We start from the raw sequence: 25,127 nt of genomic DNA on the forward strand, positions 1-25,127 counted from the left end.
TTGACAGACCTGCCGGCCTCCAGGACTGTTGTCGGAATTCTGGGGAGTCATTTTCAGATGTCGATTGCCGATGAGGCACCCCGGACGGGACGCGTCGGTTATGACGGCAGCCGGCTCGGAATCGGCGGCCTGTTCCTGAAGACGCTGCTGCTGTCGCTGGTGACGCTGGGCCTCTACAATTTCTGGGGCAGGACGCAGATCCGACGGGCGATCTGGGCAGCCATCAGCGTCGACGGCGAGCCCTTCGAATACACCGGCACCGGCACGGAGCTGTTCTTCGGCTTCCTCAAGGCCATCGCCGTGCTGATCGGCGTCGGCCTGCCGCTGGCAGCCCTGATCTGGCTGAGCCTGCGGACGGAGTCCGACACCGGAGCGCAGCTGGCGCAGCTCGCCTTCTATCTGGTCCTTCTGGCGCTCGCCGTCGCGGCGGTCTATTTCGCCACGCGCTACCGGCTGTCGCGCACGCAGTGGCGCGGCATCCGCTTCGGCCTCGACGGCGACGCCGGCAGGTTCATCCTGGGCAGCATCGGCTATTCGCTGCTGGTGCTGGCGACGCTCGGCATCTGCGTGCCGCTGCTGCGGACCTGGCAGGCCAGGACCATCGTCAACAATACGCGCTACGGCACCGTGCCGTTCCGCATGGAGGCGTGGGGGGTGACGCTGATCTGGCCCTGGATCGTGGCCATGCTGCTGACTGCGCCGACGCTGGGCATCGCGCTGGTGTGGTATCGGGTGCAGGAGTTCCGGAGCTGGACCTCGTCCATCAGCGTCGCCGGGGTGAAGCTCGACAGCCGCCTGCGCCTGCGCGACGTGCTGGGGCCGGCGATCCTGCTCTCCCTCATCACCGTGGTCTTCTTCGTCGCCCTGCTGCTGCCGACCACCTTCGAATGGCTGGAGGTGTGGCGGACACGCATGCCGCGGCCGGGCGCCAACCTGCTCTCCGTCGCCGGCATCGGGATCTATGTGGTGCTGGCGCCGACGATCAATTTCATCGTGCTCGGCCACACGGTGCTGAAGGCGAGCTGCGAGACCCTGGCGATCGGCGGCGCGCTGGACCTGGTGGGCCAGGCCGCCGGCGCCGGCCCGCGCCTCAATGCCGGAAGTGCCGCCGGCCGGTGAACACCATGGCGATGCCGGCCTGGTCGGCGGCGTCGATCACCTCGCGGTCACGCATCGAGCCGCCGGGCTGGATCACCGCGGTGGCGCCGGCCTCGACCAGGGCCAGCAGGCCGTCGGCGAAGGGGAAGAACGCCTCCGACGCCGCCACCGACCCGGCGATGCGCGCGCCGGTCTCGCCGGCCGCCTTGGCCGCCTCCGCCGATTTCGCCACCGCGATCTTGACGCTGTCCACCCGGCTCATCTGCCCGGCGCCGATGCCGACCGTGCTGCGGCCCTTGGCGAAGACGATGGCGTTGGAGCGGACATGCTTGGCCACCTGGGTGGCGAACAGCAGGTCCTCGATCTGCGCCGGGGTCGGCGCCTTGCGGGTGACCAGCTTCAGCTCCGACGCCGCCGGCGCCGCATCGTCGCGGGTCTGGGTCAGGAAGCCGCCGGCGACGCTGCGCAGGATGCGGCGGCGCTGCGCCGGATCCTGCATCCCGCCGGTCTTCAGCACCCGCAGATTGGCCTTGGCGGCGAAGACCGCGGCGGCCTCCGGTTCGACATCCGGGGCGATCACCACCTCGGCGAACAGCGCGGTGATCGCCTGGGCCGTGGCGGCATCGATCGGCCGGTTGGCGGCGATGATGCCGCCGAAGGCGCTGATCGGGTCGCAGGCCAGGGCCTTGGCATAGGCCTCGCCCAGCGAGCCGGCGACGGCGACGCCGCAGGGGTTGGCGTGCTTGACGATGACGACCGCGGGCTCGGTGAACTCCGACACCGCCTCGAAGGCCGCATCGGCGTCGAGGATGTTGTTGTAGCTCAGTTCCTTGCCCTGTACCTGCTCGGCCGTGGCCGGGCCGGGCACCGACGGGCCGCTGAGATAGAGGGCGGCGGCCTGGTGCGGGTTCTCGCCGTAGCGCAACGTCTCGGCCAGCTTGCCGGACAGCGACAGGCGCGGCGGGAAGGTCTCGCCCTCGACCTCGGCGAACCAGCCGGCGATGGCGGCGTCATAGGCGGCGGTGCGGGCGAAGGCGGCGGCGGCGAGGCGGCGGCGGGTCGGCCCCAGCGTGCCGCCATTGGCCGCGATCTCCAGCCGCAGCGGCTCATAGTCGACCGGCGAGGTGACGACGGCGACGAAGGCGTGGTTCTTGGCCGCGGCGCGGGTCATCGCCGGGCCGCCGATGTCGATGTTCTCGATGCCGTCGTCGAAGCTGGCGCCGCGCGCGATCGTCGCCTCGAACGGGTACAGGTTCGACACCAGCAGGTCGATCGGCGCGATGCCGTAATCGGTCATCGCTTCGAGATGCTCGTCGCTGTCGCGCCGGGCCAGCAGGCCGCCATGGATCTTCGGATGCAGGGTCTTGACCCGCCCGTCCATGATCTCGGGGAAGCCGGTATGGGCCGAGACCTCCTTGACCGGGATGCCGGCGTCCGCCATCGCCTTGAAGGAGCCGCCGGTCGACAGGATCTCGACCCCGCGATCGGCCAGGAACCGGGCGAACTCGACGATGCCGGTCTTGTCGGAGACGGAGATCAGCGCGCGGCGGATCGGCAGGGCGGCTTCGGTCATCATCGGTAGGGCTCCCGGACGGCAATGCGCCCGTCTTTAGACCCGACGGGGAGGGATGTCGACAAACTCGGCGAGCCCCGGTCCTCAGGCCGTCCTCAAGAGGCTGCAGGCGTTGGCCACTCGTAGGCACGGATCGACACTTCGTCGCCGTCGCGCCCAACGACGATCGCCGTGTTCATCGGGTCTGGAAGCCCGGTCTGGAGATACCGCAGGACCGCCTCGAACGAGGCCCGCTGTTCCGCGCGCCCGTTGGCTGCGGCCAATATGATCAGCCCCGCATGCAGCGGGGCTTTTGACTGATATCGCTCGAGAAATTCCTGGCCGTTGTTGGTGACCAGAATCCAATCATCATCGAGGATCCGCTTCATGAGGATCGGATCTCCTGCCCCGTTGAGCCCGACCTCGTTCACATGCTGCGAGTGGAGACCGCGTTGCCGCGCGAGTTCCGCAAGGTCGGGGCTCAGATTCTCGTCGATCAGGAGCCGCACGACCTATCCGATCATGGGCGTGCGAGATCGGCCACGGACATCCGAAAGACTTCCTTTCCACCCTCGGGAAAAGAAGGACGGTCGGGCCGCGGATGCGCATTGGCATACAGGCGGGCGGCCTCGATCTTCTCGGCGTCGAGAGTCGGATAGTCGTGCAATATCTCGTCGATCGCGGCCCCCTCTTCCACGATCTTGGCGATGGTGTGAGCCGTGATACGCGTGCCGCGGATCACCGGCTCACCTCGTTGAATGTTTGGATCGACAACGATCATTTCCATCAACCGTATGTTCCGCTCGATCGTCATATCGACCACCTTGATCGTATCCCCGAGATCGACTCTCACGTCGTCCGTGACCCAGACATTGGACACGCCGAAGCGCAGATATTCGCGCAAGCCCAGATGACGCAGCTCCTCGACACGTCCTCTGGTCGCAGGCATCGGGCTCGATCCTCGAAAAATCTGTTGCCGGAGAATTGATATAGTGCCCTGGCGCCGCCGGTGAAAGCCCGGGCGTCACGCCAGCCGGCGTTCCCGCCGCAGGATCCATTGCACGCCGGTGCTTTCCGCCCCGACCTCGCCCCAGATCACGACCTGCGTGGTCTTGCGGCGGTCGGTGCCGCGGCCGGCATAGATGCCTTCCTCCAGCGCCACCTCGCCGCCATAGCCGCGCAGGCGCCAGCCGTCGCCGCCGGGCAGGCGGATGATCACCGAGCTGCCGCCCTGCACCGGCGACAGCTGCAAGGCCGGGTGCAGGTGGAAGCGGATGGCGAAGGGCAGGCCGCGGGCGGCGTCGGTCTCGGCGAACAGGATGTCCTCGCCGCGCAGCTCGTCGCCATTGGCCGACAGCTCCAGCCGACGGCGATGGATCAGGCCCAGCGCCTCGCGGTAGCCGTCGTGCCAGGCATCGATCAGCACCGATTGCGGCGTCTCCTGCCGATCGACCTCGATGCCGTGCGGCCGCTTGCCGATGCCGGCGTCGCGCAGCACCTCGGCCGAATCGCGGCCGGCGACGCTGAGCGTGGAATGGGCCGGCGTGCCGCGCAAAGCGGTGTGCCAGGCGCTGTCCTCGGCGCTGCCGCGGCCGGGCCAGGCGCCGCAATTCACGATCATGCGCTCGCGCCCGACCGACAGCTCGAACGACAGCAGCCCGGCATGGGCACCGTCATCCGCGCCGGCCGGCGGCGGCGCGCCGACATCGAGCAGCAGCAGGGTGCGGCCGGCCATCGCCCGCTCGAAGCCGCTGTGCCGCGCGCTCTTCGGCGCCCGCGCCTTGGAATCGGCCTGGGACAGCACGGCGTCGATCAGCACCGGCTCGCCCTCCTGCGCATCGTTGAACAGGGCGAAGCCGCCGTCGCCGTGGCGCAGCAGGCGCAGCGCCGGGGCCATCCGGTCGATCGCCAGGTGCAGCGCATCCGGCACATGCGACTGGGCGGCGCGGAAGGCGGCGCGGATGTCGATCAGCTGGCGCAGCACGGTCAGGTGCACCGCCGGGTTGCGCTGGATGTGCCCGCCATCGGGCAGGATCTGGCGCGGCAGGCACTTGCCGAGGATGCGCTGGGCCTGGTCCAGCCGCGGCCGGCCCTGGGGCAGGGCGACGGCGCCGTAGACCAGGCCGCGCACGGTCTGGATCTGGCGCGGGTCGATCGGGTCGCCGTCGGCGACGCGGGTCAGGTGGCGCAGCTGCCGCGACAGGCTGGCGAAGACGCGCGTCCGGAAATCATCGTCGGCGCTGGCGCAGAAGAAATCATGGGCGCCAAGCCAGCTGGCGATGCGCTGGCCCAGGATGTCCGGCTGCCAGGTCAGCGGGTGCCAGCGGTCGTAGCGTTCGATCCAGTGGTCGATCAGCCGCCGCGCTTGGCGCCGGGCCTGGTCGCCGCCGGCCGCGCGCAGGTCGCGCAACCATTCGAAGCCGTGCAGCGCCGCGATGAAGTCGGGGCCGGCGCCGTAAGGCTCCCACGGCGCGGCCGTCGCCGCCTCATAGGTCTGGCCGCCCAGCCGGTACGTCCCGGCGATCAGGGCTGTGCCGCGCTCGGCATCGCCCGGCCAGGGGTCGGGCGGCACCATCAGCAGGTCGCGCGGCCCCTTGCGCCCCAGCGCCACGGAGTAGAGCGGGTTCGAATAGGCGAACCGCGCCAGCTGGTCCTGGACGTTGCGGGTCAGGCTGCGCGGGTTCCGCATCGCTCAGCTTTTGCCGCGGAGGGCGGCGATGTTGGCGGCGTAGGCCTTAGGCCCGCCGCGGAACGCCGCAGTGCCTGCGACCAGTGTGTCGGCGCCGGCGGCGATCACCCTAGGCGCCGTCTCCGGCGTGATACCGCCATCGACCTGCAGCCGCACGTCGCGGCCGGACTTGTCGATCATCGCGCGCAGCCGGGCGATCTTGTCGAGCTGGCTCTCGATGAAGCTCTGGCCGCCGAAGCCGGGATTGACCGTCATCACCAGCACCAGGTCGATGTCGCCCAGCAGCTCCTCGACCATGGCGACCGGCGTCCCTGGGCTCAGCACCACGCCCGGCGCCTTGCCGAGCGAGCGGATCAGCTGAACGGTGCGGTGCGGGTGCGGCCCGGCCTCGGGGTGGAAGCTGATGCGGTCGGCCCCCGCCTCGGCGAAAGCCGGGATGTAGGGGTCGGCCGGGCCGATCATCAGATGGGTGTCGAAGGGCAGAGCGGACCAGGGCCGCAACGCCTTCACCACGCTCGGGCCGAAGGTGATGTTGGGCACGAAATGCCCGTCCATGATGTCGAGGTGGAGCCAGTCGGCCCCCGCCTCGGTCATGGCACGTGCCTCCTCGCCCAGGCGGGCGAAGTCGGCGGAGAGGATGGAGGGGGCGATCACGACCGGCTTGACCATGATCGTCGTCATAACAATTGGCCGGCCGCGTCACAACCGTGACGAAGCCGCGGGGGCCAAAGGAATGGCCGGGGCGGCGCGCCACCCCGGCCATTTTTCGCCCGAAAGGCTTACTTCGCCTTGGCCAGGAACTCGGCGACGTTGTCCGGGGTCACCGTGTCGAGGCCGACGGTGGTGATCTCCTGGACCTTCTCGCCCTTCTTCAGCTTCTGCAGCATCTCCATCGCCAGCGCGCCCATCTCATAGGGCTGCTGGCCGATCAGGCCGTTGGCGTAGCCGTCGCGCAGCAGCTCCAGCTCCGGCTTCAGCGTGTCGGCCGAGACCAGGACGATCTCCTTCGACTTCAGCTTGGCCTTGATCGGCTCGGCGAAGCTGCGGAACGCGTCCGGCACGAACAGCGGCCAGCCGCCGACCGGCAGCAGCGCGTCGATGTCCGGATGGGCGGTCAGCGTGTCCTGCAACTGCTGCACCGCCAGGGCGGCGTCGTCGTTGCAGTACAGCGGCGAGCCGGCGACCTGGGTCCAGCCGGCGCCCAGCCCGTCGATGGTGCCGCGCACGCGGTCAGCCAAGTTGGCCGCGGCCGGGCCGCCCGAGACCAGGGCGAAGGTGCCGCCGCCCGGATGCAGCTTGGCCGCCATCTCGCCGATCGCCTTGCCCATGGCGTAGTTGTCGGTGCCGACGAAGGCCTGGCGCTTCGACCCCGGCGCGTCGGCGTCGAAGGTGATCGTCGGGATGCCGGCGGCGACCGCCTGGTCGATGACGTTGGTCAGCGCGTCGACATCGGCGACCGAGATCGCCAGCCCGTCGATGCCCTGGGTGATCAGGTCCTGAACGATCTGCGCCTCGCTGGCCGGCTCATGCTCCACCGGGCCGATATAGACGCATTCGACGCCGAGCTTCTTGGCGGCATCCATGCAGCCGTCGCGCGACAGGTCGAAATACGGGTTGTTCATGGCCTTCGGCACCAGCGCGAAGCGCAGCTTGTCCGCCGCATTCGCACCGCCTGACATGGCCATCACGGCGCCAAGCGCCACTGCGGTCAAAAGCAACTTCTTCACAATAAATCCTCCCCTTGTTGAACTCGTTTGCCGGCGTGGCGGCTCAGGCCGCCCGCCGGGATCGGATGCGGTCCAGCAGCACCGCCAGGATGATGAACACGCCGACGAAGAAATCCTGCCAGTAGGGCTGCACGCCGCCCAGGATCAAGCCGTTGCGGATGACCTCGATCAGCGCCGCGCCGGTGATCGCGCCGAGCGGCCCGCCGATGCCGCCGGTCAGGTTGGCGCCGCCGATCACCGAGGCGGCGATCACCCGCAGCTCATAGCCGACCGCGGTGTTGGCGGGGGCGGAGCCGAGCCAGGCCAGCAGCAGCACGCCGGTGAAACCTGCAAGCGCGCTGCAGAAGACGTAGACCGAGATCTTGACCCGCTCGACCGGCACGCCGGTCAGCGCCGCCGCCTTCTCGTTGCCGCCGATGGCGAAGACGTGCCGGCCCCACTGCATGTGGCGCAGCAGGTACCAGATCATCACCGCCAGCACCGCCATGTAGATCAGCGACGGCGGCACGGTGCCGAAGAGCGGGTCGTTGCCCAGCGCCCGGAACAGGTCCTTGGCCGGCCCGGCGGTGGGCGAGCCGCGGCCCTGGGTGACGACATAGACCAGGCTGCGGCAGACGCTGAGCATGCCCAGCGTGGTGACGAAGGGCGACAGGCCCAGCCGGGCGATCAGCAGGCCGTTGACCAGCCCGACCACGCCGCCGGCCGCGACCCCCGCCAGCACGCCGAAGGCCAAAGCCAGGCCGGGCCAGTCGGCGAACAGCGTCCAGTCGGCGGACCAACCCATCGCCAGGCTGGTGGCGACGGCGCCGAGCGCCATCACCGAGCCGACCGACAGGTCGATGCCGGCCAGGATGATCACCAGCGTCTGCCCCAAGGCCGCGATGGCGATGTAGGAGAAGTTCTGGGCGACGTTCTGCAGGTTGCGCCCGGTCAGGAACTTGTCGGACGCGATCGCCATGACGACCATCAGGATCACCAGCGCCGCCAGCACATAGGTGATCTGGGACGACATGATCCGATGCAGCGGCCCCTGCCGCCGGACATTGTCGAAGGTGGCCGCTTCGGTTGCCTGGGCCGCCATCACGCCGCCTCCAGCGCGCCGGTGATCAGCCCGGTGACTTCCTCGGGCGAGCTCTGGGCGATCTGCTTGTCGGCGACCTTGCGGCCGCGGCGCATCACGATCACCCGGTCGCAGACATCGAACACGTCGGGCATGCGGTGGCTGATCAGGATCACGGCGATGCCGCCGTCGCGCAGGCGGCGGATCAGCTCCAGCACCTCATGCACCTGGCGCACGCTGATCGCCGCGGTCGGCTCGTCCATCAGGATCAGCTTGGCGTTGGCCAGGCGGGTGCGGGCGATGGCCACGGCCTGGCGCTGGCCGCCCGACATCAGCCGCACCAGGTCGCCGGCGCGGGTCTCGGATTTCAGCTCGGCGAACAGCGCCTGCGCCTTGCGGTTCATGGCGCCATGGTCGAGGCGCCGCACCGGCCAGACCCCGGTCTTCAGCTCGCGGCCGAGGAACACATTGGCGGCGGCGGTCAGGTTGTCGGCCAAGGCGAGATCCTGGTACACGACCTCGATCCCGGCCTCGCGGGCATCGACCGGCTTGTGGAAATGGACCGGCTTGCCGTCCAGCAGCACCTCGCCGGAGGTCGGCGGGAAGTTGCCCGCCATGACCTTGACCAGGGTGGACTTGCCGGCGCCGTTGTCGCCCATCAGCCCTACCACCTCGCCCGGCTCGAGCGACCAGCTCACTCCGTTCAGGGCGTGGATCGCCCCGAAATGCTTGGTAACGTCACGCAATTCCAGAAGCGCCATCCGCCCCGATCCTCCCCGGCCCGGTGAACCCGGCCTCGTTCGGGCGGAACTGTGAAAGAGAGCGCGGCGGAGTGCAAATTGTTTTTGTCTGATTATTGTATCAACGGCCGGAGGCTCATGAGTGCCGCTTCAGCCGGGCGATGTGGAAGCCGTCCAGGCCGCCGTGATCCGGCCAATGCGAGGGCAGGGTGCGGACGTCGCCGGCCGGGGTCAGCAGCTCGGCCGATCCGCCGATCTCCGCCGCCGCCACCGGCACCCGGGCCAGGCGGTCGTCCTCCGCCAGCAGCCGGTCGATCTGCGCTTCGCCCTCCTCGGGCAGCAGCGAGCAGGTGCACCAGATCAGGATGCCGCCCGGCCGCACCAGCTCGACCGCGCGGCGCAGCATCCGGGCCTGGGCCGCGGCCAGCTTGGCCACGTCCTCCGGCCCCTTCAGCCGCGGCACGTCCGGGTGCCGGCGAATCGTGCCGGTGGCGCTGCAGGGCGCGTCCAGCAGCACGCCGTCATAGGGGGCGCCGCCGGTGAAGGTCTCGGCTTCCGCGGTGTGCATCTCGGCGGCGAGGCCGAGCCGGCCGAGATTCTCCGCCACCCGCTTCAGCCGCCGGGTCGAGCGGTCGATCGCGGTCACCTCAGCGCCGGCGGCGGCCAGCTGCGCCGTCTTGCCGCCCGGCGCGGCGCAGAGGTCGAGGATGCGCCGGCCCTCGATCGGGCCGAACAGCCGGGCGGGAATCGCGGCGGCGGCGTCCTGCACCCACCAGGCGCCCTCGGCGAAGCCCGGCAGCTCCGGCACCATGCCGCCGGCCTCGCGCCGCAGCGTTCCGGTCGGAAGCGGCCGGGCGTCGAGCTGCGCGGCCCAGAGATCGGGGTCGGCCTTGACCGAAAAGTCGAGCGCCGCCTCGCGCAGATGCGCCTCGGCGACCGCGGCGGCGGTGGCGGAGCCATAGGAATCGACCAGGCGCGACCACAGCCAGTCGGGCGTGTTCAGCCGGGGCGCGTCCTGCCCGGCCAGCAGGGCCGGCCCGTCCTCGGCCAGGCGGCGCAGCACGGCATTGACCAGCCCCTTCATGCCGGCGAATCCGGTCAGGCCGGCCAGTTCGACCGAGGTGTCGACCGCGGCGTGGGACGGGGTGGCCAGGAACAGGCGCTGGGCCAGGCCCAGGCGCAGCACGTCGCGCACGGTGGCGGCGCCGCGGGCCAGCGGCGTCTTCAGCGCGCTGTCTATCAGCGCGTCGATCTGGCCCAGGCGGCGCAGCGTGGTGGTCAGCAGCAGGCGGGTGAAGGCGCGGTCCCGCGGTTCCATGCTCTGCAGGGCGAGATGGGAATCGAGGGCCTCGTCGATCGGGCGCCGCTGCGCCAGAACGGCCCGCAGCAATTCGACGGCGGCCTTGCGCGTGGCCATTCCGGTGTCGGTCATGCGCGGGATGTAGACCATCACGGCCGGGCCGGCCAGTGCCATCGCGCTCTTTCGCGTTCGGTTCCGCCGCGCCATGCTGGGGCAAAGAAGGAGGACACGCCGATGCCGCCAGAAGACACCGTCGCCCGCCGCCTCTATCTCGAGGACCTCGAGGTCGGGCAGCGTTTCGGCTCGGGAACCGTCGCGGTGACGCCGGAGGCGATCAAGGCCTTCGCCGCCGAGTTCGACCCGCAGCCCTTCCATCTCGACGAGGAGGCAGCGAAGGCGACCTTCTTCGGCGGCCTCGCCGCCAGCGGCTGGCACACCGCGGCGCTGACCATGAAGCTGCTGGTCGGCGGAGAGTTCCTGCCCGCCAATGGGCTGATCGGCGGCGGCACCGACGAGATGCGCTGGCCGCGCCCGGTGCGCCCCGGCGACGTGCTGCGGGTGGAGAGCGAGGTGCTGGAAATCCGGCCGTCGCAGTCGCGCCCCGACCGCGGCATGGTCAAGACCCGGATCACCACCCTGAACCAGGCCGGCGAGCCGGTTCAGATCATGATCGCGAACATGGTCGTGCCACGCCGGCCGGCCTGATCCTGGGGGAGAGGCAGTATGTCACGTTCAAGACGCCTGACGGCGATCGGCGTGGTTCTCGCGACGCTGTCCGGAGGCGCCGCGGCGGCGGAGACCGGCTGGACCGTCGCCAAGCCCCAGCCGGACAATCCGCTGCAGACGGCCACCCTGGCCGGCACCGCCCGCGCCGGCGAGCGATCCTCGCCGGCCCAACTGGTCATCGGCTGCCGCCCCGATGCCGACATGACAGCGCAACTGACGATTCCGGAGACGCTGGGCTTCGACACCGATTCGTTCGAGGGGCCGGACGGCATCGGCGAGCGCCAGAAGCGGCTGACCGTCGCCTTCGTCGGCGAGCGGTCGGCGCCGCGCCTGGTCTCCGGCTGGTGGAGCGAGAACACGGTGTTCACCTTCAGCTTCGCCCTGTCGAAGCCGGAGGCCGCGCGCTGGCTGGCGCGGCCGGGGCAGGCGCTGGCGGCCGAGATCCGCCCGCCCGATACCGGCAAGCCCGCCTTGGCGCTGACCTTCCGGCTGCCGGACGACGCCACGGGGCTGAAGCAGGTGGTCGGGCCCTGCGGCGTGCGGTAGGGCCTGAGGCGGCGAGGTCTTGATCGGACCCCCACGCAAGAGCCGTCATTGCGAGGAGGCGAAGCCGACGAAGCAATCCAGGGGCCAGCACGAGCGGCCCTGGATTGCTTCCCCCGGCTCAAGGCCGGGGTCGCAATGACGATCCTCTTTGGACTCGCTGGTATCAACCAACCAGGCGGCTGACCAGCGCCGGCACCTCGCGGATCGAGTCCAGCGTGTGGAAGCCGGGCGGCGCCACCTCCGGCCGGCTCACCGCCTCATGCGCCCAGGTGATGCGGTAGGGGATGTGCACCGCCTGGCCGCCGAGGTCGAGCACCGGCAGGATGTCCGAGCGCATCGAGTTGCCGATCATCAGGAACCGGTCCGGCGGAGTGCCGCCGCGCCGCAGGATCCGGCGATAGGTCGCCTCGTCCTTCTCGGCCACGATCTCGACGCCCTCGAACCGTTCGGCGAGGCCGGAACGGGCGACCTTGCTCTCCTGGTGGAACAGGTCACCCTTGGTGATCACGATCAGCCGGATGCGGCCCGCCTCGGCCTCCGGCGCCAGCGCGTCCAGGGTCTCGACCACGCCGTCGATCAACTCGACCGGATGGTCCATCATCGCCTTGCCGAGCTCGAGAATCGTGCGGATCTGGGCGGCGCCGACGCGGCCCTCGGTGATCTCGATCGCGGTCTCGATCATCGACAGGGTGAAGCCCTTCACGCCGTAGCCGAAGGTCTTCAGGTTGCGCGCCTCGGTGTCGAGCAGGGTGCGCTCGAGCCTTTCGGCGTCGACCCAGGGGGACAGCAGGGCGATCAGCCGGCCATGCGTCTCCTCGAAGATGGATTCGCTGTGCCACAGGGTGTCATCGGCGTCGAAGGCGACGGTCAGCGGAACGGACATGGGATGGATGACTCTAGCTGCGGCGGGCGGCGAAGCCGGTGATCGACTCGAACAGCGCATGCAGGGCGAAGCCGAGGAACAGCAGGCCGGAGGCGCGGACGAACCAGATCTCGTGCCGGCGGTAGAAGCCACGCACCGCCGCGGCGCCGGTGATGCCGACCAGGATGACATAGGCGCCGCTGGCGCCGAGGCAGGCGGCGGCGACCAGCGCCGGCAGCTCCGACCAGGTCAGGCTGTCGGCGTAGCTGGTGAGCAGCGCGGTGAAGGTCGCGACCGCCACCGGATAGCCCTTCGGGTTGCTGACGCCGAACAGCAGGCCGCGCAGCAGCGGCCGGCGCACCGAGGTGTCGATCGTCCCGTCGGCGCCGCGGCGCACGGTCAGCGCCGACCAGCCGAGCCACAGCAGATAGGCGCCGCAGATCAGCCCGAGCGTGTCGAACACCACCGGGCCGATCGCCTGGGCGCCGATGATCGCGGTCAGCGCCAGCGCCGACCATAGCGCGTCGCCGACCAGATGGCCGCACAGGAAGGTGGCGCCGGCCCGCCGCCCCTGGCCGGCGGAGATGCCGAACAGGGCCAGCACCGCCGGCCCCGGCGAGATGCCGTAGACGAAGCCGGCGAAGCCGGAGGCCAGAAGCAGGGTGCCGTTCACGATTCCTCCGAAACAGGCAGGGCCGCGGTCGCGGCCGGCGCCAAAATCGGCCATAAGGGGCGCCCGGGGCAAGCCCGGCGGTTCGGGCGGAGGACGGGATGGACACGGCGGAGATCCTGAGGCGCTTCGACGCCGAGTTGCGGCGGGCCCCGGTGCAGGCCGATCCGGCCTACCGGGTCGAGCAACTGCCCGATGTCACGCGGATCGTCGGCCCCGGGCCGGGGGCGCACGACAATTTCGTGCAGTGGAGCCGGCTCGACGCCGCCTCGGCCGGTGCGGCGATTACCCGGGAGGCCGCCTTCTTCGCCAGCCAGGGCCGGTCGGTCGAATGGAAGCTGTACGGCCACGACACGCCGGCCGATCTCGGCCAGCGCCTGGAGGTCGCCGGCTTCGTGCCGGAGGAGCCGGAGACGCTGGTCGTGCTCGACCTCGACGGCCCGCTGCCGCCGCCGGTCGATCCGGCGGGCGTGACGATCGAGCGGGTGGTCGATCCGGTGCGGTTCGGCGCCATCGACGACCTGATGGCCGCGGTCTACGGCTCGGACGACGACTGGCGGTCGGAGGTGCTGGGCGCCGAGCTGGCGGCGGCGCCGGACCGGCTGTCGGTCTATCTTGCCATGGCCGACGGCCATTGCGTCTCAGCCGGCTGGATCCGGTTCCATCCCGGCACCGGCTTCGCCGATCTGTGGGGCGGCGCCACCCGGCCGCATTGGCGCGGCCGCGGCATCTATCGTGCTCTCGTGGCCAGGCGTGCCGCCGAGGCGAAGCAGCGGGGCTTCCGCTTTCTCACCGTCGACGCCTCCTCCGAAAGCCGGCCGATCCTGCAACGGCTCGGCTTCCGGGTGCTGACGACAACGACGCCTTACGTGCGGGAGGCGTAGGCCTGCGGAACGAATTGGAATCGAGTCATGTAACCGCATCGGGCAGGGGCTTGCCGGATTGCCGAGCATCTTCGTGTTGCCTCTCCCGCAAGCGAGACCTTTTCAGAATGTCTCTTGGGCCATTTTGGGGCCAGCAAAGGCTTCGTCCGAAAGAGAAACGAGTCCCCCCTCCCCTCGCGGGAGGGGGATAGGGGGAGGGGGTTTTTGCCGCCAGGACCGGCTCGACTCCGGCGATCCGGCTCTAACCGCGGGACCTGTTCTCTTGCCCATTCGCGCGCGGACGCGCGCAGACCCCTCCCCCAAGCCCCCTCCCGCAAGGGGAGGGGGGACTAAAAGGAACGGGCCTCAGCTATTTTGAAAAGATCTCGCAAGCGGGAGAGGCAATAAATCACCGCCTTGATGCGATCAGGGACGAGCCGATCTGGCTTAAACTCGTCCCGCTCAACCCCGCCCGATGAACGGCATGTTCGTCGCCATCACCGTCACGAACTGGACATTGGCGTCGAGCGGCAGGGCCGCCATCATCAGCACGGTGCTGGCGACATGGGCCGCATCCATCAGCGGCTCCGGCTTGATCGAGCCGTCGGCCTGGGGCACGCCCTTGGCCATCTTCGAGGCCATGTCGGTGGCGGCGTTGCCGATATCGACCTGGCCGCAGGCGATATTGTACTTCCGCCCGTCCAGCGAGGTCGACCGGGTCAGGCCGGTGATGGCGTGCTTGGTGGCGGTGTAGGGGGCGGAGTTCGGCCGCGGCACATGGGCCGAGATCGAGCCGTTGTTGATGATTCGGCCGCCCTGCGGGTCCTGGTCCTTCATGATCCGGAACGCTTCCTGCGTGCACAGGAACGGGCCGGTCAAGTTGGTGTCGACCACCGCCTTCCACTGCTCGAAGGTCAGGTCCTCCAGCGGCACGCCCGGCGCACTGACGCCGGCATTGTTGAACAGCACGTCGAGGCGACCGAACCGGCTCTTGGCGGCGTCGAACAGGGCGCGGACGCTCTTGGGGTCGGTGACGTCGGTCGGCACCGCCAGGGCCTGGTCGGCCGGGACGCCCGACAGCTGGATCGTCTCCGCCAGCGCATCCTGCCGGCGGCCGGCCAGCACCACCCTGTAGCCGTCCTTGAGGAAGGCCAGGGTCACCGCGCGGCCGACGCCCGACCCGGCCCCCGTCACCAGCGCCACCTTGCTTGCCATCTGCGTCTCTCCCGTAGCGGTCATCGGGGTCGGCTCCGCCCCGTCTCGGGACGGACCCTAGCGGTTATGTCCGACGTAGTCAGCCGGAATGCTGCCGGCGCCCGTGCCCGCTGACCTCGGTGCCGGCGTCGCGGCGCAGCGGCAGGTAATCAACCAATGAGATCAGCGCCACCACGCCGAGCAGGGCGAAGGCGATCTGATACTCGGCGATGGTCGAGCCGCCGGCCAGCCCCGATGCCTCGGCCGCCCGTAGTGCGATCGCCCCCAGCGCCACGCCCAGCCCGACCGAGATCTGCTGGATCACGCTGAACAGGGTGTTGGCGGCGCTCATCTCCGGCTTCGGCACGTCGACGAAGGCCAGGGTGTTCAGGCTGGTGAACTGCATCGACCGGGCGGCGCCGCTGACCACCAGCAGCGCCGCGGTCAGCGCCACCGGCGTCGACGGTGTCAGCAGGGCGCAGGCGAACAGCGTCGCCGCCAGCACTGCGCCGTTCGCCAGGAGGGCGGTGCGGAAGCCGAAGCTGCGCAGCACCCAGCTGGTCATCGGCTTCATGCCGAGATTGCCGGCGAACAGCGCCAGCACCAGCAGGCCGGAGCTGACCGGGTCCAGCCCGAAGCCGAGCTGGAACATCAGCGGCAGCAGGAAGGGCACGGCGCTGACCACCGCCCGGAACAGCGACCCGCCGCGCACGGTGACGCGAAAGGTGTGAATCGCCAGCGCCGCCAGCCCGACCAGCGGGTGCGGATGGCGCCGGGCATGGCGCACCGCCCAGGCGCCCAGCAGCAGCGCGGCGGCCAGCAGCAGCCCGACCGTGGCCCAGGGGATCTGCTCGTGCCCGATCAGGTCCAGCCCCAGCATCAGCGCCAGGCAGCCGATGCCGGACAGAAGGAAGCCGAGCCCGTCGAAGGGCCGGCGATCCTCACTGCGGTCGTTCGGGATCAGCCGCAGCGCCAGCACCAGGGCGATGGCGCCGAGCGGCAGGTTGAGCAGGAAGATCCAGCGCCAGGAGGCGATGCTGGTGATCAGCCCGCCCACCGGCGGGCCCAGCACCGGGGCCGCCAGTGCCGGCCACGTGATGTAGGCGATTGCCCGCATCAGATCCTGCTTGGCGGTGTTGCGCAGCACCACCAGTCGGCCGACCGGCACCATCATGGCGCCGCCGATGCCCTGCAGGATGCGCGCGGCGGTGAAGCTCCACAGGCTGTCGCTGGCGGCGCACAGGGCCGAGGCCAGGGTGAAGACGACGATCGCGGCGGCGAAGACCGAGCGGGCGCCGAACCGGTCGGCGACCCAGCCGCTGGCCGGGATGAACACGGCCAGCGTCAGCAGATAGGCCGACAGCCCGACATTCAGGTCGACTGCGCGGACGCCGAAAGATGCCGCCATGTCCGGCAGCGCCGTGACGATCACGGTGGCGTCCAGGTTCTCCATGAAGAAGGCGCCGGCGACCAGCAGCGCGATCAGCACGGGTTGGCGCGGGGACGAGGTCATGGGCCGGCCGATGGTAAGGGGAGGGGCGGGCCCGCTTGGCGGGCGACCTGACTCCCGGATAGCACGGCCCCGTCACGCCAACGCATGCGCAGACGGCATGGTTGGGCTCAGCCCGCGGCGGCCTGCAACTGCTCTGCCTCGTCTGCGACCGAGGCCAGCACGCTGCGGACCACGAAGATCTGGCCCAGCTTGCGGGCCACCGCCTCCCATTCCGGGCAGGCGTCGCGTCGGATGGCGATGGTCACGCGCATCTCGTCGCCCTGGCGCTCGGCCGAGACACGCTCGGGCACGATGTCGCGCAGGCAGAAATGCTCGAGCAGGCGGGGCAGCAGGTTGACGTCGGCCAAGCCGGCCACGTGGAAAACAACCTGCGCGTCGTCGCGGGGGGTGGTCATCGTCTTCTCCCGGGGAATGCGAACAGCAACGGCGAAGACCCCGGGGGAGCCGGCGTGGCCGGCCCGGGGCCTAGTGGCTAATTCGCAGGGAGCGCGTGGTGACCATGCCCCATGGTTAACCGCTCGGGATCGTGTTGGCAACCGCCGAGATCTTGACCCGCCGCGGGCGCCGCGCAAGCCTGCGCTGCATTCGGCAGGAGGGCAGGGGATGGTCGATCCGGCTTCGGGGGCGCTCGCGGGGCGGCGGGCATTGGTGACGGGGGCCAGCCGCGGCATCGGCGAGGCGCTGGCTCTCGGCCTGGCCGCGGCCGGCGCCGACATCGCTTTGGCCGGCCGCGACCGCGCGGCGCTGGACCGGGTGGCGGAGGCGGTGCGGGAGCGGGGGCGGCAGGCGGTGCCGGTCGTGCTCGACGTCGCCGATGCCGGCGGCCTCGACCGCGCCTTTGCGGTTGCGGCCACGGCGCTGGGCGGGCTCGACATCCTGGTCAACAATGCCGGGGTGGAGGAGGTGCGGCCGTCGCTGGCGGTCGACGAGGCGCTGTGGGACCGGATCGTCGACACCAACCTGAAGGGCGCCTTCTTCTGCGCACGGGCGGCGGCGCTGCTGATGAAGCCGCGCGGCGGCGGTGCCATCCTCAATTTGTGCTCGCTGACCTCGGAGGTCGGGGTGCCCGGCGCCGCGCCCTACGGCGCCTCGAAGACCGGCCTGGTCGGCATGACAAGGGCGCTGGCGACGGAATGGGCCAAGGACGGTATCCGGGTCAACGGCATCGGCCCCGGCTATTTCCGCACCGCCCTGACCGAGGTGTTCTACCAGGACGAGGCCTGGCAGCAGCGCATGCTCGCCGCCATCCCGGCCGGCCGCTTCGGCCGGATGGAGGATCTGGTCGGCCCCTCCGTGTTCCTCTGCTCCGACGCCGCCGCCTACGTCACCGGGCAGGTGCTGTATGTTGATGGCGGGTATCTGGCGTCGATTTGAGCAGCCGCTACCCTTTATTGTCATTGCCGGGCTTGACCCACGGGTGTCCGGTTGAGGGAAAATCGCAACCGAAGCGGGTTTATCTCAGGCTTCTATTCTATTTACTGTCATCCTCGGGCTTGACCCGAGGATCCAGGGGCTTTCGAAGCAGGTCTCGGTGGCCCCTGGATTGCCGGGTCAAGCCCCATAGGCGCTAAGATAGGGGATTCCCGAGAAGCAGAGATCGTGATTCAAGCTTGGGATGACGCACGATCTGACGAATGACGCGGACTGGCAGGATATGGTGGAGCGCCTTGGCGGCGCCGAGGCCCTGACGGTATCGGCGCGAGAGTACAAGGCGTTCCAGCGGCCGCGCGAGATCAAGGACGCGGCGAGTTTGCTGCGGCTGGCCTTGATGTATGGCCCGGGCGGCCTGTCGCTGCGGGGCACCGTGGCGATGGCGGCGCTGGGCGGGATCGCCACCTTGTCCGATGTGGCGCTGCTGGGGCGGCTGCGCGCGGCCGGCCCCTGGCTGGAGGCGCTGTGCAGCGAGCGGCTCAGCCGCTTGGCCCAAGACTTGAACGTCGCGCCGGGGGACCGGCCGATCCGGATCGTCGACGGCACCCGTCTCACCGGGCCGGGCGGCCGGGTGATGCGGCTGCATCTGGCCTATGATCTGCCCGAGGGGCGGATCAGCCACAGCGTCCTCACCGATCTGTCCGGCGCGGAGAAGCTCACCCGGACGCCGGTGCGGCCTGGCGAGATCCGTCTCGGCGACCGCGGCTATCCCCGTCCCGACGACCTCGCCACGATCCGGGCCGGCGGCGCCGATGTGATCGTCCGCCTCACCTGGAACAGCCTCAGCCTGGCCCACTCGGATGGCCGGCCCTTCGCCTGGATGCCCTTGTTCGAGGCGTCGGCCGCGCACGGCCAAGCCGACGCCGCCGTTCTGGTCGAGAAGGCCCGCGACCCGGAATGGTCGCCCCTGCCCATGCGTCTGGTGGTGATCCGAAAGCCGCCAGAGGCCGCGGCCCAGAGCCGGGAGCGGGCCCGTCGCGCCAGCGCCAAGAACCAGCACCGCACCGATCCCCGCACCCTGGCCGCCGCCGACCATGTCCTACTCCTCACCTCTCTGCCGCCCGACCTCTATCCGCCCGAGCGCATCGGCGCCCTCTATCGCCTGCGATGGCAGATCGAGCTCGCCTTCAAGCGCCTCAAATCTCTCCTCCATATCGATCACCTCCCGGCCAAGGATCCAGACCTCGTCCGCTCTTTGGATCCTGGCCCACCTGCTCCTCGCCCTGCTGATCGACGACGCCGCGGCCCAGCCCGCGGCCTTTCCCCCCTGAGCGGCCACCTGCTCGCCCCCTCTCCCTCTGGCGCTTCACCGCGCTTCTCCTCCGCTCCGCTCTCGCCGCCATCTGCCCGGTTCCCGCCTGGGCAGACCTCCCAAACCTCGCCCACAAGGCCTGGCGATACCTCCCCGAACCTCCCCGAAAACGCTCCCTCCTGGCCCAGACCCGCCTATCTTAGCGCCTATGGGGTCAAGCCCGGCAATGACAATAAAAGTTTAGCTCAGCGCCTCGAGCTACAACCCGAAAAACTCAACCGGACAGCCGTGGGCTTTACCCGGCAATCCAGAAAGTGTCGAGACCGCCTGGATGCCCGGGTCAAGCCCGGGCATGACAATAAAATAAACAAAAGCAGTAGGTTGGGTTCGCGCGTGGCGAACCCAACATCTCGCGGCCAGTGTGGCGTTGGGATGTTGGGTTCGCGTTCGCGAACCCAACCTACGACTGATCCCGATGAAACTCCGCCGTCACCTCGATCTCGCCAATAATGGCGGCGTTGAAGGCGGGCAGGTCCTCGGCCGGGATCCAGTATTCGAGATGGCTGCGGCCGCCGGCCTCCTGGACCTGGTAGCGGTCCAGGAAATCGTGCCGCACCCGGAAGCGGGTGACGTAGCCCGAGCCGCTGGCCGGCACGTTCCAATCGCGCGCGATCTTGACCGCGTAGTCCTCCGACAGCACCGGGTAGAAGATCGGCTGCTCCGGCAGGCGGGGCGGGAAGGCGCGCATGCCGGCCTCCCGGATCAGCCGCAGCTCCTCCGGCCCGACCGGGCGCCACAACGTGACGGTCGCGGCCATGCTCACCCTCGCTTCAGCAACCGGTCGCGGACCTCCGACACGGCGCGGGCGTGGCCATCGAAGCCTTCATAGGTCGCCAGCGTCCGCGCCTGTTCGGCCAAGGCGGGATAGCCGGCGGCGCTGACATAGCCGATCGAGGTCCGCTTCAGGAAGTCGAACACCGACAGCGGCGAGGCGGTGCGGGCGTGGCCGCCGGTCGGCAGCACCGCGTTGGGGCCCAGCACGAAATTGCCGATCGTCACCGGCGTGTAGGGCCCCAGCAGGATCTCGCCGGCATGGTCGATCCGCGCCGCATCGGCGAAGGGATCGCGCGACAGGATCTGCAGATGCTCCGGCGCGTAGTCGTTGACGAAGCCGATCGCCGAATCCCAGTCCGGCGCCAGCACGATGCCGCCGCGCGGCCCGGTCAGCACGGTGCGGGAGAAGCCGGCGCGGCCTGTGCTCATCTCCGCCCAATGCCCCGGCAGCGCCGCTGCCGCCTGCTCCGCCACCCGGCGGCTGTCGGTGACCAGCCAGGCCGAGCTGTCGGGCCCGTGCTCGGATTCGATGATCAGGTCCAGCGCCGCCAGCGCGCCGTCGACGCTGTCATCGGCCAGGATGATGGATTCGCTCGGCCCCGCCGGGGTGCCGGTGTCGATCGCGTCGGCCAGCAGGCGCTTGGCGGCGACGACATAGGGGCTGCCGGGGCCGACGATCTTGTCGCATTTCGGGATCGTCGCCGTGCCGTAAGCCACTGCCGCCACGCCCTGGGCGCCGCCGGCGGCGAAGACCTGCGTCACCCCGACCCGCCTGGCCACCGCCAGCGTCGCGGTGTCGACCTGCCCGTTCGGGCCGGGCGGGGTGATGATCACGACGTTCGGCACCTTCGCCGCCAGCGCCGGGATCGTGGTCATCATCGCCACCGACGGGAAGGCGCCCTTGCCGCGCGGCACGTAGCAGGCGACCGACGGGATCGCCCGGACGCGGTCGCCGGCGAAGACGCCGGGGCGCACCTCCTTCCACCACATCTCCTCCGGCAGTTGCGCCTCGTGGAAGCGGCGGATGCTGTCGGCGGCGAAGTCGATCGCCGCCATCACCTCGGGCTCCAGCAGGCCTGGTGCGGCGTCCAGCGCATCCTGGCTGACACGCAGGCGGTCGGCCGCGACCGTCGCCCTGTCGAAGTCGCGGGTGAAGCGGGCCACGGCCTCGTCGCCCTCGGCCTTGACCGCCGCCACGATCGGCCGGACGGCGTCGAGGAAGGGGCCGAGATCAGCCTCGGTCCGGGCCAGCAGGGCATGGCGGCCGGCGGCGGACAGCGTCGACAGGTCGTGGAGTCGGATGGCGTCGCTCATGGCCTTGGTCCCGCGATGGCGAAAATACGTCTGACTTTATACGGAGCGTCGATTGACTCTGCGAGCCGCCACTTTATGAATCGTCGCTCCGCAAAAACAGCGCGGCCGGCTGCAACGGCTGTGCCTCAACAGGGGATACGGCGATGACGCATCATGGCGGGACGATGGTTCTGGCGGCCGCGATCGTGGCGGGTCTGGCCTGGGCCGGGCCGGCGGCAGCGCAAGCGGTTCCGGCGAAGCCGGAGGCCGGCGGCTTCAAGATGGGCATCGAACCCTGGCTCGGCTACGGCCTGTGGCATGTCGCGGCCGAGAAGAAGCTGTTCGAGGCCCAGGGCCTGTCGGATGTCGAGATCGTCAACTTCACCCAGGACAAGGACGTCAACGCCGCTTTGGCCAGCGGCCAGCTGGACGGCGCCAACATCGCCACCCACACCGCGCTGGTGATGGCGGCGGCCGGGCTGCCGATCAGGATCGTCGCCGTGCTCGACGTCAGCATGACCGCCGACGCCATCCTGGCCGGGGCGGACATCAAGAGCATCGCCGACCTCAAGGGCAAGGAGGTCGCCTATGAGGAGGGCACCACCAGCCACATCCTGCTGAACTACGCGCTGGCGGCGAACGGCCTGACGCTGGCCGACGTGAAGTCGGTGCCGATGCCGGCCTCGGATGCCGGCGCGGCGCTGATCGCCAAGCGGGTGCCGGTGGCGGTGACCTACGAGCCCTATCTGACCCTGGCGCGGGCGCAGGACCCGGCGGTCAAGCTGCTGTACACCGCGGCCGAGGATCCGGGCCTGGTCTCCGACGTCTTCGTGGTGCGCGAGGAGGTGCTGAAGGAGAAGCCGGGCCAGATCGCGGCGCTGCTGCGCGCCTGGCAGGCCGCCCATGACGACTACGCCAAGGACACGGCCGGCGGCCGCGCCATCATCGCCAAGGCGGTGGGGGCGTCGCCGGAGGAGTTGTCGACCGCCTTCGACGGCGTCACCTTCTACAGCCTGCCGGACAACAAGACCCAGCTGACCGGCGCCTTCGCCACGCATGTCATCCTCGACGTCAAGAAGGCGGCGCAGGCCGCCGGGCTGCTGCAGGGCGAGGTCGACGCCGCCGGGCTGATCGATCCGCGCTTCGTCGCGGCCCAGTGACCCTGAGCCGATGACCGCCGGCCGGCCGCGCCTGTTCCGTCTCGACACCAGGCTGACGCCGGCGCGCTTCGCCGGCATCGCCGCGCTGGTCTTCCTCGGCCTGCTGCTGCTGTGGGCGGCGGTGACGCTGACGGGGCTGGTGCGGCCGCTGTTCCTGCCCTCGCCGGTGCAGGTGGCGAACCGGCTGTGGTTGCTGGCGCAGTCCGGCCAGCTGTGGGACGACGCGGCGATCAGCATCTACCGAATCCTGGTCGGCTTCCTGCTGGCGACCGCGATCGCGGTGCCGATCGGCGTGCTGATCGGCCGCTACCATGTGTGGGAGGCGCTGATCGAACCGGTGGTGGATTTCGTCCGCTACATGCCGGTGGTCGCCTTCGTCCCGCTGACCATCCTGTGGACCGGCACGGGCGACCTGCAGAAGTTCCTGATCATCTGGATCGGCACCTTCTTCCAGCAGGTGCTGCTGATCATGGACAACGTCAAGCGCGTGCCCTGGGACTTCATCGATGTCGGCCGCACGCTGGAGATGAAGCCGCGCCGGATCCTGATGTCGATCGTGGTCCCGGCGGCGCTGCCCGGGATCTGGGATTCGATGCGGATCAGCCTCGGCTGGGCCTGGACCTGGCTGGTGCTGGCCGAGCTGGTCGCCGCCACCTCCGGCCTCGGCTACCGCATCAACTCGGCGCAGCGGTTCTTCCAGACCGACACGATCATCGGCTACATCCTGGTGCTGGGCGTGCTCGGGCTGGTCACCGACCAGGGCATGAAGGCGCTGGCGCACCGCCTGTTCCCCTATGAGCGGGCGCGGCGATGACGGCGAAGCTCCAGATCCGGTCCGTCTCGAAGAGCTTCGTCCAACGGCAGGACCGTCAGAAGCAGGACCGGCTGCAGGTGCTGCAGGGCATCGACCTGACGCTGGGCGAGAACGAGTTCGTGTCGCTGGTCGGCGCCTCGGGCTGCGGCAAGTCCACCTTGCTGTCGATCGTCGCCGGGCTGCAGGAGTTCGACCAGGGCGCCGTGCTGGTCGACGGCCGGCCGATCACCGGGCCGGGGCGCGACCGCGGCGTGGTGTTCCAGGGCTACACGCTGATGCCCTGGCTGACCGCGCTGGGCAATGTCGAATTCGCCCTGCGCGGCCTCGGCCTGCCGGCGGCCCAGGTGACGCAGACGGCGCGCGAGCATCTGGCGCTGGTAGGGCTGGCCCGCTTCGCCGATGCCTGGCCCAGCCAGCTGTCGGGCGGCATGAAGCAGCGCGTCGCCATCGCCCGGGCGCTGTGCTACCGGCCCAAGATCCTGCTGATGGACGAGCCATTCGGCGCGCTTGACGCCCTGACCCGGCAGCAGATGCAGGAGCTGCTGACCGATATCTGGGAGGCGCACCGCCTGGCCGTGCTGTTCGTGACCCATGATGTCGACGAGGCGGTCTACCTGTCCGACCGGGTGGCGGTGATGTCGAGCCGGCCGGGCCGGATCAAGGAGATCGTGCCGGTGCCGCTGCCGCGCCCGCGGGCGCCGGAGATCGCCGAGACCGACGAGTTCATCCGCCTGCGGCACCGCATCCTCGGCTCGATCCGCGAGGAGGTGCGGCGGATGGCGGCGGCGGACGCCTAAGGTCTCAATGGACCGTGATGCCGGTGTCCAGCGTCTGCACCGGCGCGACGCCGACCTCGGCGCCGACGCGCATATTGGCGCTGGCCCGTTCGAGCATGGGTGACACGCCCTCGGCCTCGACGGCGGCGGCGATCATCTGCCCGGTCAGGAAGGCCAGGGCGCCGATCAGCGCGCCGCTGACCGCGTGCGGGTCGCCGCCGGCCTCGGCGGCATAGTCCTCGGACCGCTCGCCGATCAGGGCGAGAAGGTCGTTGTGGATCTGCTGGGTCAGAGGCCCGATCGTGTCCATCTCCATCCTCCGCGGCGGCGCTCCGGGGCAGGGGCCGTTCTGTGTTGGTATGGGCATCAATAGCCACCGGGCAGCGCCGGTTCCGGCCGTGCCGGGGCATTCCCGCCGGGAACCATGGGAATCTCGGGAGTGTTGCCGCTTCGTTCGGACGGCCGCGGGAGCTATGCTGAACGAATCCCGGCGCGCCGCGGCTGGTGAGCCCGTGGCGCGCAGGACATTGAAGGCCATGGGCCGCGGGGAGGGTCATGTTCAGCCACATCACGGTGGGCACGAACGACATCGATCGGGCCAAGCAGTTCTATGACAAGGTGCTGGCGGCGATCGGCCTGCGCTGCCAGCTCGACGACCGCGTCGCCGGCTGGCTGTGCTACGTGCCGGAGGGCGACAGCGGCCCGGAATTCCTGATCTGCCGCCCGATCGATGGCGGCAAGGCGACCTTCGGCAACGGCGTCACCATCGGCTTCAACGTGCGCGACCGGGCGCAGGTCGACACCTTCCACAGGGCGGCGCTGGCCGCGGGCGGGGTGGACGAGGGCGCTCCCGGCACCCGGCCGCACTACCATCCCAGCTATTACGGCGCCTATGTGCGCGACCCGGACGGCAACAAGCTGTGCTGCGTCTGCCACCGCTCGGACGCGCCGGGGCTGTTCCCGTAGAACGGGATGATTGAGGTCAGGTCAGGGCCTGACAGAATATCGAGCGCTTTGCGTTGCCTCT

27 protein-coding genes are annotated in these 25,127 nt (G+C 69.9%); 10 read left to right on the forward strand and 17 right to left on the reverse strand.

Going from position 1 to position 25,127, the window contains the following annotated elements; translation table 11 throughout:
* The first annotated feature begins 57 nt into the window (after nt 1-57).
* On the forward strand, nt 58-1,119 hold the full coding sequence (locus AB4Z01_RS00440) for a DUF898 family protein (protein ID WP_441689430.1): 1,062 nt from the start codon (nt 58-60) through the stop codon (nt 1,117-1,119).
* Here AB4Z01_RS00440 and purH read toward each other — a convergent pair.
* The 9 genes from purH to AB4Z01_RS00485 all read right to left on the reverse strand — a co-directional run bounded on the left by purH (nt 1,091) and on the right by AB4Z01_RS00485 (nt 10,340).
* Nucleotides 1,091-2,671 (reverse strand): bifunctional phosphoribosylaminoimidazolecarboxamide formyltransferase/IMP cyclohydrolase, encoded by a 1,581-nt coding sequence (gene purH, locus AB4Z01_RS00445; RefSeq protein WP_441689600.1) that lies wholly within the window; start codon nt 2,669-2,671, stop codon nt 1,091-1,093. The genes AB4Z01_RS00440 and purH overlap by 29 nt on opposite strands.
* A 95-nt stretch (nt 2,672-2,766) precedes the next feature.
* The gene (locus AB4Z01_RS00450; protein WP_441689431.1) at nt 2,767-3,159 is read right to left on the reverse strand and encodes a DUF5615 family PIN-like protein; all 393 of its coding nucleotides are present in this window, start codon (nt 3,157-3,159) and stop codon (nt 2,767-2,769) included.
* Between the two features lie 11 nt (nt 3,160-3,170).
* Nucleotides 3,171-3,599: a DUF433 domain-containing protein gene (locus AB4Z01_RS00455; RefSeq protein ID WP_441689433.1), complete on the reverse strand. Its 429-nt coding sequence runs from the start codon at nt 3,597-3,599 to the stop codon at nt 3,171-3,173.
* Between the two features lie 75 nt (nt 3,600-3,674).
* Nucleotides 3,675-5,339 carry a heparinase II/III family protein gene (locus AB4Z01_RS00460; RefSeq protein ID WP_441689435.1) on the reverse strand — a complete coding sequence of 555 codons (1,665 nt, stop codon included), beginning with the start codon at nt 5,337-5,339 and terminating at the stop codon, nt 3,675-3,677.
* A 3-nt stretch (nt 5,340-5,342) separates the two neighbouring features.
* A complete protein-coding gene (rpe, locus tag AB4Z01_RS00465) occupies nt 5,343-6,008 on the reverse strand; it encodes a ribulose-phosphate 3-epimerase (protein ID WP_441689436.1) in 666 nt (221 codons plus the stop codon).
* 110 nt (nt 6,009-6,118) lie between these two features.
* Nucleotides 6,119-7,066, reverse strand: a complete 948-nt coding sequence (locus AB4Z01_RS00470; protein ID WP_441689437.1) for a sugar-binding protein — start codon at nt 7,064-7,066, stop codon at nt 6,119-6,121.
* Nucleotides 7,067-7,109: 43 nt separating this feature from the next.
* Nucleotides 7,110-8,147, reverse strand: a complete 1,038-nt coding sequence (locus tag AB4Z01_RS00475) for an ABC transporter permease (protein ID WP_441689439.1) — start codon at nt 8,145-8,147, stop codon at nt 7,110-7,112.
* Nucleotides 8,147-8,887: an ATP-binding cassette domain-containing protein gene (locus tag AB4Z01_RS00480; protein ID WP_441689440.1), complete on the reverse strand. Its 741-nt coding sequence runs from the start codon at nt 8,885-8,887 to the stop codon at nt 8,147-8,149. The genes AB4Z01_RS00475 and AB4Z01_RS00480 overlap by 1 nt, the downstream gene beginning before the upstream one ends.
* A gap of 115 nt (nt 8,888-9,002) precedes the next feature.
* The gene (locus AB4Z01_RS00485; RefSeq protein WP_441689442.1) at nt 9,003-10,340 is read right to left on the reverse strand and encodes an RsmB/NOP family class I SAM-dependent RNA methyltransferase; all 1,338 of its coding nucleotides are present in this window, start codon (nt 10,338-10,340) and stop codon (nt 9,003-9,005) included.
* Between the two features lie 60 nt (nt 10,341-10,400).
* Between AB4Z01_RS00485 and AB4Z01_RS00490 the strand changes: the two genes are divergently transcribed.
* A complete protein-coding gene (locus AB4Z01_RS00490) occupies nt 10,401-10,871 on the forward strand; it encodes a MaoC family dehydratase (protein WP_441689443.1) in 471 nt (156 codons plus the stop codon).
* An 18-nt stretch (nt 10,872-10,889) separates the two neighbouring features.
* Nucleotides 10,890-11,438, forward strand: a complete 549-nt coding sequence (locus AB4Z01_RS00495; protein ID WP_441689444.1) for a hypothetical protein — start codon at nt 10,890-10,892, stop codon at nt 11,436-11,438.
* Nucleotides 11,439-11,601: 163 nt separating this feature from the next.
* Here AB4Z01_RS00495 and AB4Z01_RS00500 read toward each other — a convergent pair whose 3' ends face one another.
* Entirely contained in the window at nt 11,602-12,321 is a 720-nt protein-coding gene (locus AB4Z01_RS00500) for an HAD family hydrolase (protein ID WP_441689446.1), read from the reverse strand.
* A 13-nt stretch (nt 12,322-12,334) separates the two neighbouring features.
* Nucleotides 12,335-12,973, reverse strand: coding sequence for a LysE family translocator (locus tag AB4Z01_RS00505; protein ID WP_441689448.1), 639 nt, complete (start codon nt 12,971-12,973; stop codon nt 12,335-12,337).
* A gap of 98 nt (nt 12,974-13,071) precedes the next feature.
* On the opposite strand from AB4Z01_RS00505, the gene AB4Z01_RS00510 reads away from it, so the two are divergent.
* Nucleotides 13,072-13,854 (forward strand): GNAT family N-acetyltransferase, encoded by a 783-nt coding sequence (locus tag AB4Z01_RS00510; protein ID WP_441689449.1) that lies wholly within the window; start codon nt 13,072-13,074, stop codon nt 13,852-13,854.
* A 441-nt stretch (nt 13,855-14,295) separates the two neighbouring features.
* Here AB4Z01_RS00510 and AB4Z01_RS00515 read toward each other — a convergent pair whose 3' ends face one another.
* The 3 genes from AB4Z01_RS00515 to AB4Z01_RS00525 form a co-directional block, all read right to left on the reverse strand.
* The gene (locus AB4Z01_RS00515; protein ID WP_441689450.1) at nt 14,296-15,048 is read right to left on the reverse strand and encodes an SDR family oxidoreductase; all 753 of its coding nucleotides are present in this window, start codon (nt 15,046-15,048) and stop codon (nt 14,296-14,298) included.
* A 79-nt stretch (nt 15,049-15,127) separates the two neighbouring features.
* The gene (locus AB4Z01_RS00520; RefSeq protein WP_441689451.1) at nt 15,128-16,540 is read right to left on the reverse strand and encodes an MFS transporter; all 1,413 of its coding nucleotides are present in this window, start codon (nt 16,538-16,540) and stop codon (nt 15,128-15,130) included.
* A gap of 107 nt (nt 16,541-16,647) precedes the next feature.
* Nucleotides 16,648-16,935 (reverse strand): hypothetical protein, encoded by a 288-nt coding sequence (locus AB4Z01_RS00525; protein ID WP_441689452.1) that lies wholly within the window; start codon nt 16,933-16,935, stop codon nt 16,648-16,650.
* Between the two features lie 208 nt (nt 16,936-17,143).
* On the opposite strand from AB4Z01_RS00525, the gene AB4Z01_RS00530 reads away from it, so the two are divergent.
* The gene (locus AB4Z01_RS00530; RefSeq protein ID WP_441689453.1) at nt 17,144-17,914 is read left to right on the forward strand and encodes an SDR family NAD(P)-dependent oxidoreductase; all 771 of its coding nucleotides are present in this window, start codon (nt 17,144-17,146) and stop codon (nt 17,912-17,914) included.
* A gap of 241 nt (nt 17,915-18,155) precedes the next feature.
* Nucleotides 18,156-19,733: a transposase gene (locus AB4Z01_RS00535; protein WP_441689454.1), complete on the forward strand. Its 1,578-nt coding sequence runs from the start codon at nt 18,156-18,158 to the stop codon at nt 19,731-19,733.
* On the opposite strand, the gene AB4Z01_RS00540 is transcribed toward AB4Z01_RS00535, so the two are convergent.
* Nucleotides 19,684-20,040, reverse strand: coding sequence for a hypothetical protein (locus tag AB4Z01_RS00540; protein WP_441689455.1), 357 nt, complete (start codon nt 20,038-20,040; stop codon nt 19,684-19,686). The two genes, AB4Z01_RS00535 and AB4Z01_RS00540, sit on opposite strands and share 50 nt — an antisense overlap.
* Nucleotides 20,041-20,042: 2 nt before the next feature.
* Nucleotides 20,043-21,371, reverse strand: coding sequence for a histidinol dehydrogenase (gene hisD, locus AB4Z01_RS00545; protein ID WP_441689456.1), 1,329 nt, complete (start codon nt 21,369-21,371; stop codon nt 20,043-20,045).
* A gap of 143 nt (nt 21,372-21,514) precedes the next feature.
* Here hisD and AB4Z01_RS00550 point away from each other — a divergent pair, with 143 nt between their 5' ends.
* From AB4Z01_RS00550 to AB4Z01_RS00560, 3 genes are read left to right on the forward strand one after another with little or no spacing between them, the layout of a single operon-like run.
* The gene (locus tag AB4Z01_RS00550; protein WP_441689457.1) at nt 21,515-22,510 is read left to right on the forward strand and encodes an ABC transporter substrate-binding protein; all 996 of its coding nucleotides are present in this window, start codon (nt 21,515-21,517) and stop codon (nt 22,508-22,510) included.
* A 10-nt stretch (nt 22,511-22,520) separates the two neighbouring features.
* Complete coding sequence (locus AB4Z01_RS00555; RefSeq protein WP_441689459.1) at nt 22,521-23,324, forward strand: ABC transporter permease; 804 nt, start codon at nt 22,521-22,523, stop codon at nt 23,322-23,324.
* Complete coding sequence (locus AB4Z01_RS00560; protein WP_441689461.1) at nt 23,321-24,121, forward strand: ABC transporter ATP-binding protein; 801 nt, start codon at nt 23,321-23,323, stop codon at nt 24,119-24,121. Before AB4Z01_RS00555 ends, AB4Z01_RS00560 begins: the two co-directional genes overlap by 4 nt.
* Before the next feature lie 4 nt (nt 24,122-24,125).
* Here AB4Z01_RS00560 and AB4Z01_RS00565 read toward each other — a convergent pair whose 3' ends face one another.
* Complete coding sequence (locus tag AB4Z01_RS00565) at nt 24,126-24,410, reverse strand: hypothetical protein (protein ID WP_441689463.1); 285 nt, start codon at nt 24,408-24,410, stop codon at nt 24,126-24,128.
* 245 nt (nt 24,411-24,655) lie between these two features.
* On the opposite strand from AB4Z01_RS00565, the gene AB4Z01_RS00570 reads away from it, so the two are divergent.
* Nucleotides 24,656-25,066 (forward strand): VOC family protein, encoded by a 411-nt coding sequence (locus AB4Z01_RS00570; protein ID WP_441689464.1) that lies wholly within the window; start codon nt 24,656-24,658, stop codon nt 25,064-25,066.
* Nucleotides 25,067-25,127 lie beyond the last annotated feature (61 nt).

The sequence above is a fragment of the Inquilinus sp. YAF38 genome (assembly GCF_052113205.1).
Classification (GTDB): Bacteria; Pseudomonadota; Alphaproteobacteria; order DSM-16000; family Inquilinaceae; genus Inquilinus.

Coding starts and splice junctions, on each gene's coding strand:
- AB4Z01_RS00440 (WP_441689430.1), top strand. CDS start 58: ATGTCGATTGCCGATGAGGCACCCCGGACGGGACGCGTCGGTTATGAC.
- purH (WP_441689600.1), bottom strand. CDS start 2,671: ATGACCGAAGCCGCCCTGCCGATCCGCCGCGCGCTGATCTCCGTCTCC.
- AB4Z01_RS00455 (WP_441689433.1), bottom strand. CDS start 3,599: ATGCCTGCGACCAGAGGACGTGTCGAGGAGCTGCGTCATCTGGGCTTG.
- AB4Z01_RS00460 (WP_441689435.1), bottom strand. CDS start 5,339: ATGCGGAACCCGCGCAGCCTGACCCGCAACGTCCAGGACCAGCTGGCG.
- rpe (WP_441689436.1), bottom strand. CDS start 6,008: ATGGTCAAGCCGGTCGTGATCGCCCCCTCCATCCTCTCCGCCGACTTC.
- AB4Z01_RS00475 (WP_441689439.1), bottom strand. CDS start 8,147: ATGGCGGCCCAGGCAACCGAAGCGGCCACCTTCGACAATGTCCGGCGG.
- AB4Z01_RS00480 (WP_441689440.1), bottom strand. CDS start 8,887: ATGGCGCTTCTGGAATTGCGTGACGTTACCAAGCATTTCGGGGCGATC.
- AB4Z01_RS00485 (WP_441689442.1), bottom strand. CDS start 10,340: ATGGCACTGGCCGGCCCGGCCGTGATGGTCTACATCCCGCGCATGACC.
- AB4Z01_RS00490 (WP_441689443.1), top strand. CDS start 10,401: ATGCCGCCAGAAGACACCGTCGCCCGCCGCCTCTATCTCGAGGACCTC.
- AB4Z01_RS00495 (WP_441689444.1), top strand. CDS start 10,890: ATGTCACGTTCAAGACGCCTGACGGCGATCGGCGTGGTTCTCGCGACG.
- AB4Z01_RS00500 (WP_441689446.1), bottom strand. CDS start 12,321: ATGTCCGTTCCGCTGACCGTCGCCTTCGACGCCGATGACACCCTGTGG.
- AB4Z01_RS00510 (WP_441689449.1), top strand. CDS start 13,072: ATGGACACGGCGGAGATCCTGAGGCGCTTCGACGCCGAGTTGCGGCGG.
- AB4Z01_RS00515 (WP_441689450.1), bottom strand. CDS start 15,048: ATGGCAAGCAAGGTGGCGCTGGTGACGGGGGCCGGGTCGGGCGTCGGC.
- AB4Z01_RS00520 (WP_441689451.1), bottom strand. CDS start 16,540: ATGACCTCGTCCCCGCGCCAACCCGTGCTGATCGCGCTGCTGGTCGCC.
- AB4Z01_RS00525 (WP_441689452.1), bottom strand. CDS start 16,935: ATGACCACCCCCCGCGACGACGCGCAGGTTGTTTTCCACGTGGCCGGC.
- AB4Z01_RS00530 (WP_441689453.1), top strand. CDS start 17,144: ATGGTCGATCCGGCTTCGGGGGCGCTCGCGGGGCGGCGGGCATTGGTG.
- AB4Z01_RS00535 (WP_441689454.1), top strand. CDS start 18,156: ATGACGCACGATCTGACGAATGACGCGGACTGGCAGGATATGGTGGAG.
- AB4Z01_RS00540 (WP_441689455.1), bottom strand. CDS start 20,040: ATGGCCGCGACCGTCACGTTGTGGCGCCCGGTCGGGCCGGAGGAGCTG.
- hisD (WP_441689456.1), bottom strand. CDS start 21,371: ATGAGCGACGCCATCCGACTCCACGACCTGTCGACGCTGTCCGCCGCC.
- AB4Z01_RS00550 (WP_441689457.1), top strand. CDS start 21,515: ATGACGCATCATGGCGGGACGATGGTTCTGGCGGCCGCGATCGTGGCG.
- AB4Z01_RS00555 (WP_441689459.1), top strand. CDS start 22,521: ATGACCGCCGGCCGGCCGCGCCTGTTCCGTCTCGACACCAGGCTGACG.
- AB4Z01_RS00560 (WP_441689461.1), top strand. CDS start 23,321: ATGACGGCGAAGCTCCAGATCCGGTCCGTCTCGAAGAGCTTCGTCCAA.
- AB4Z01_RS00565 (WP_441689463.1), bottom strand. CDS start 24,410: ATGGACACGATCGGGCCTCTGACCCAGCAGATCCACAACGACCTTCTC.
- AB4Z01_RS00570 (WP_441689464.1), top strand. CDS start 24,656: ATGTTCAGCCACATCACGGTGGGCACGAACGACATCGATCGGGCCAAG.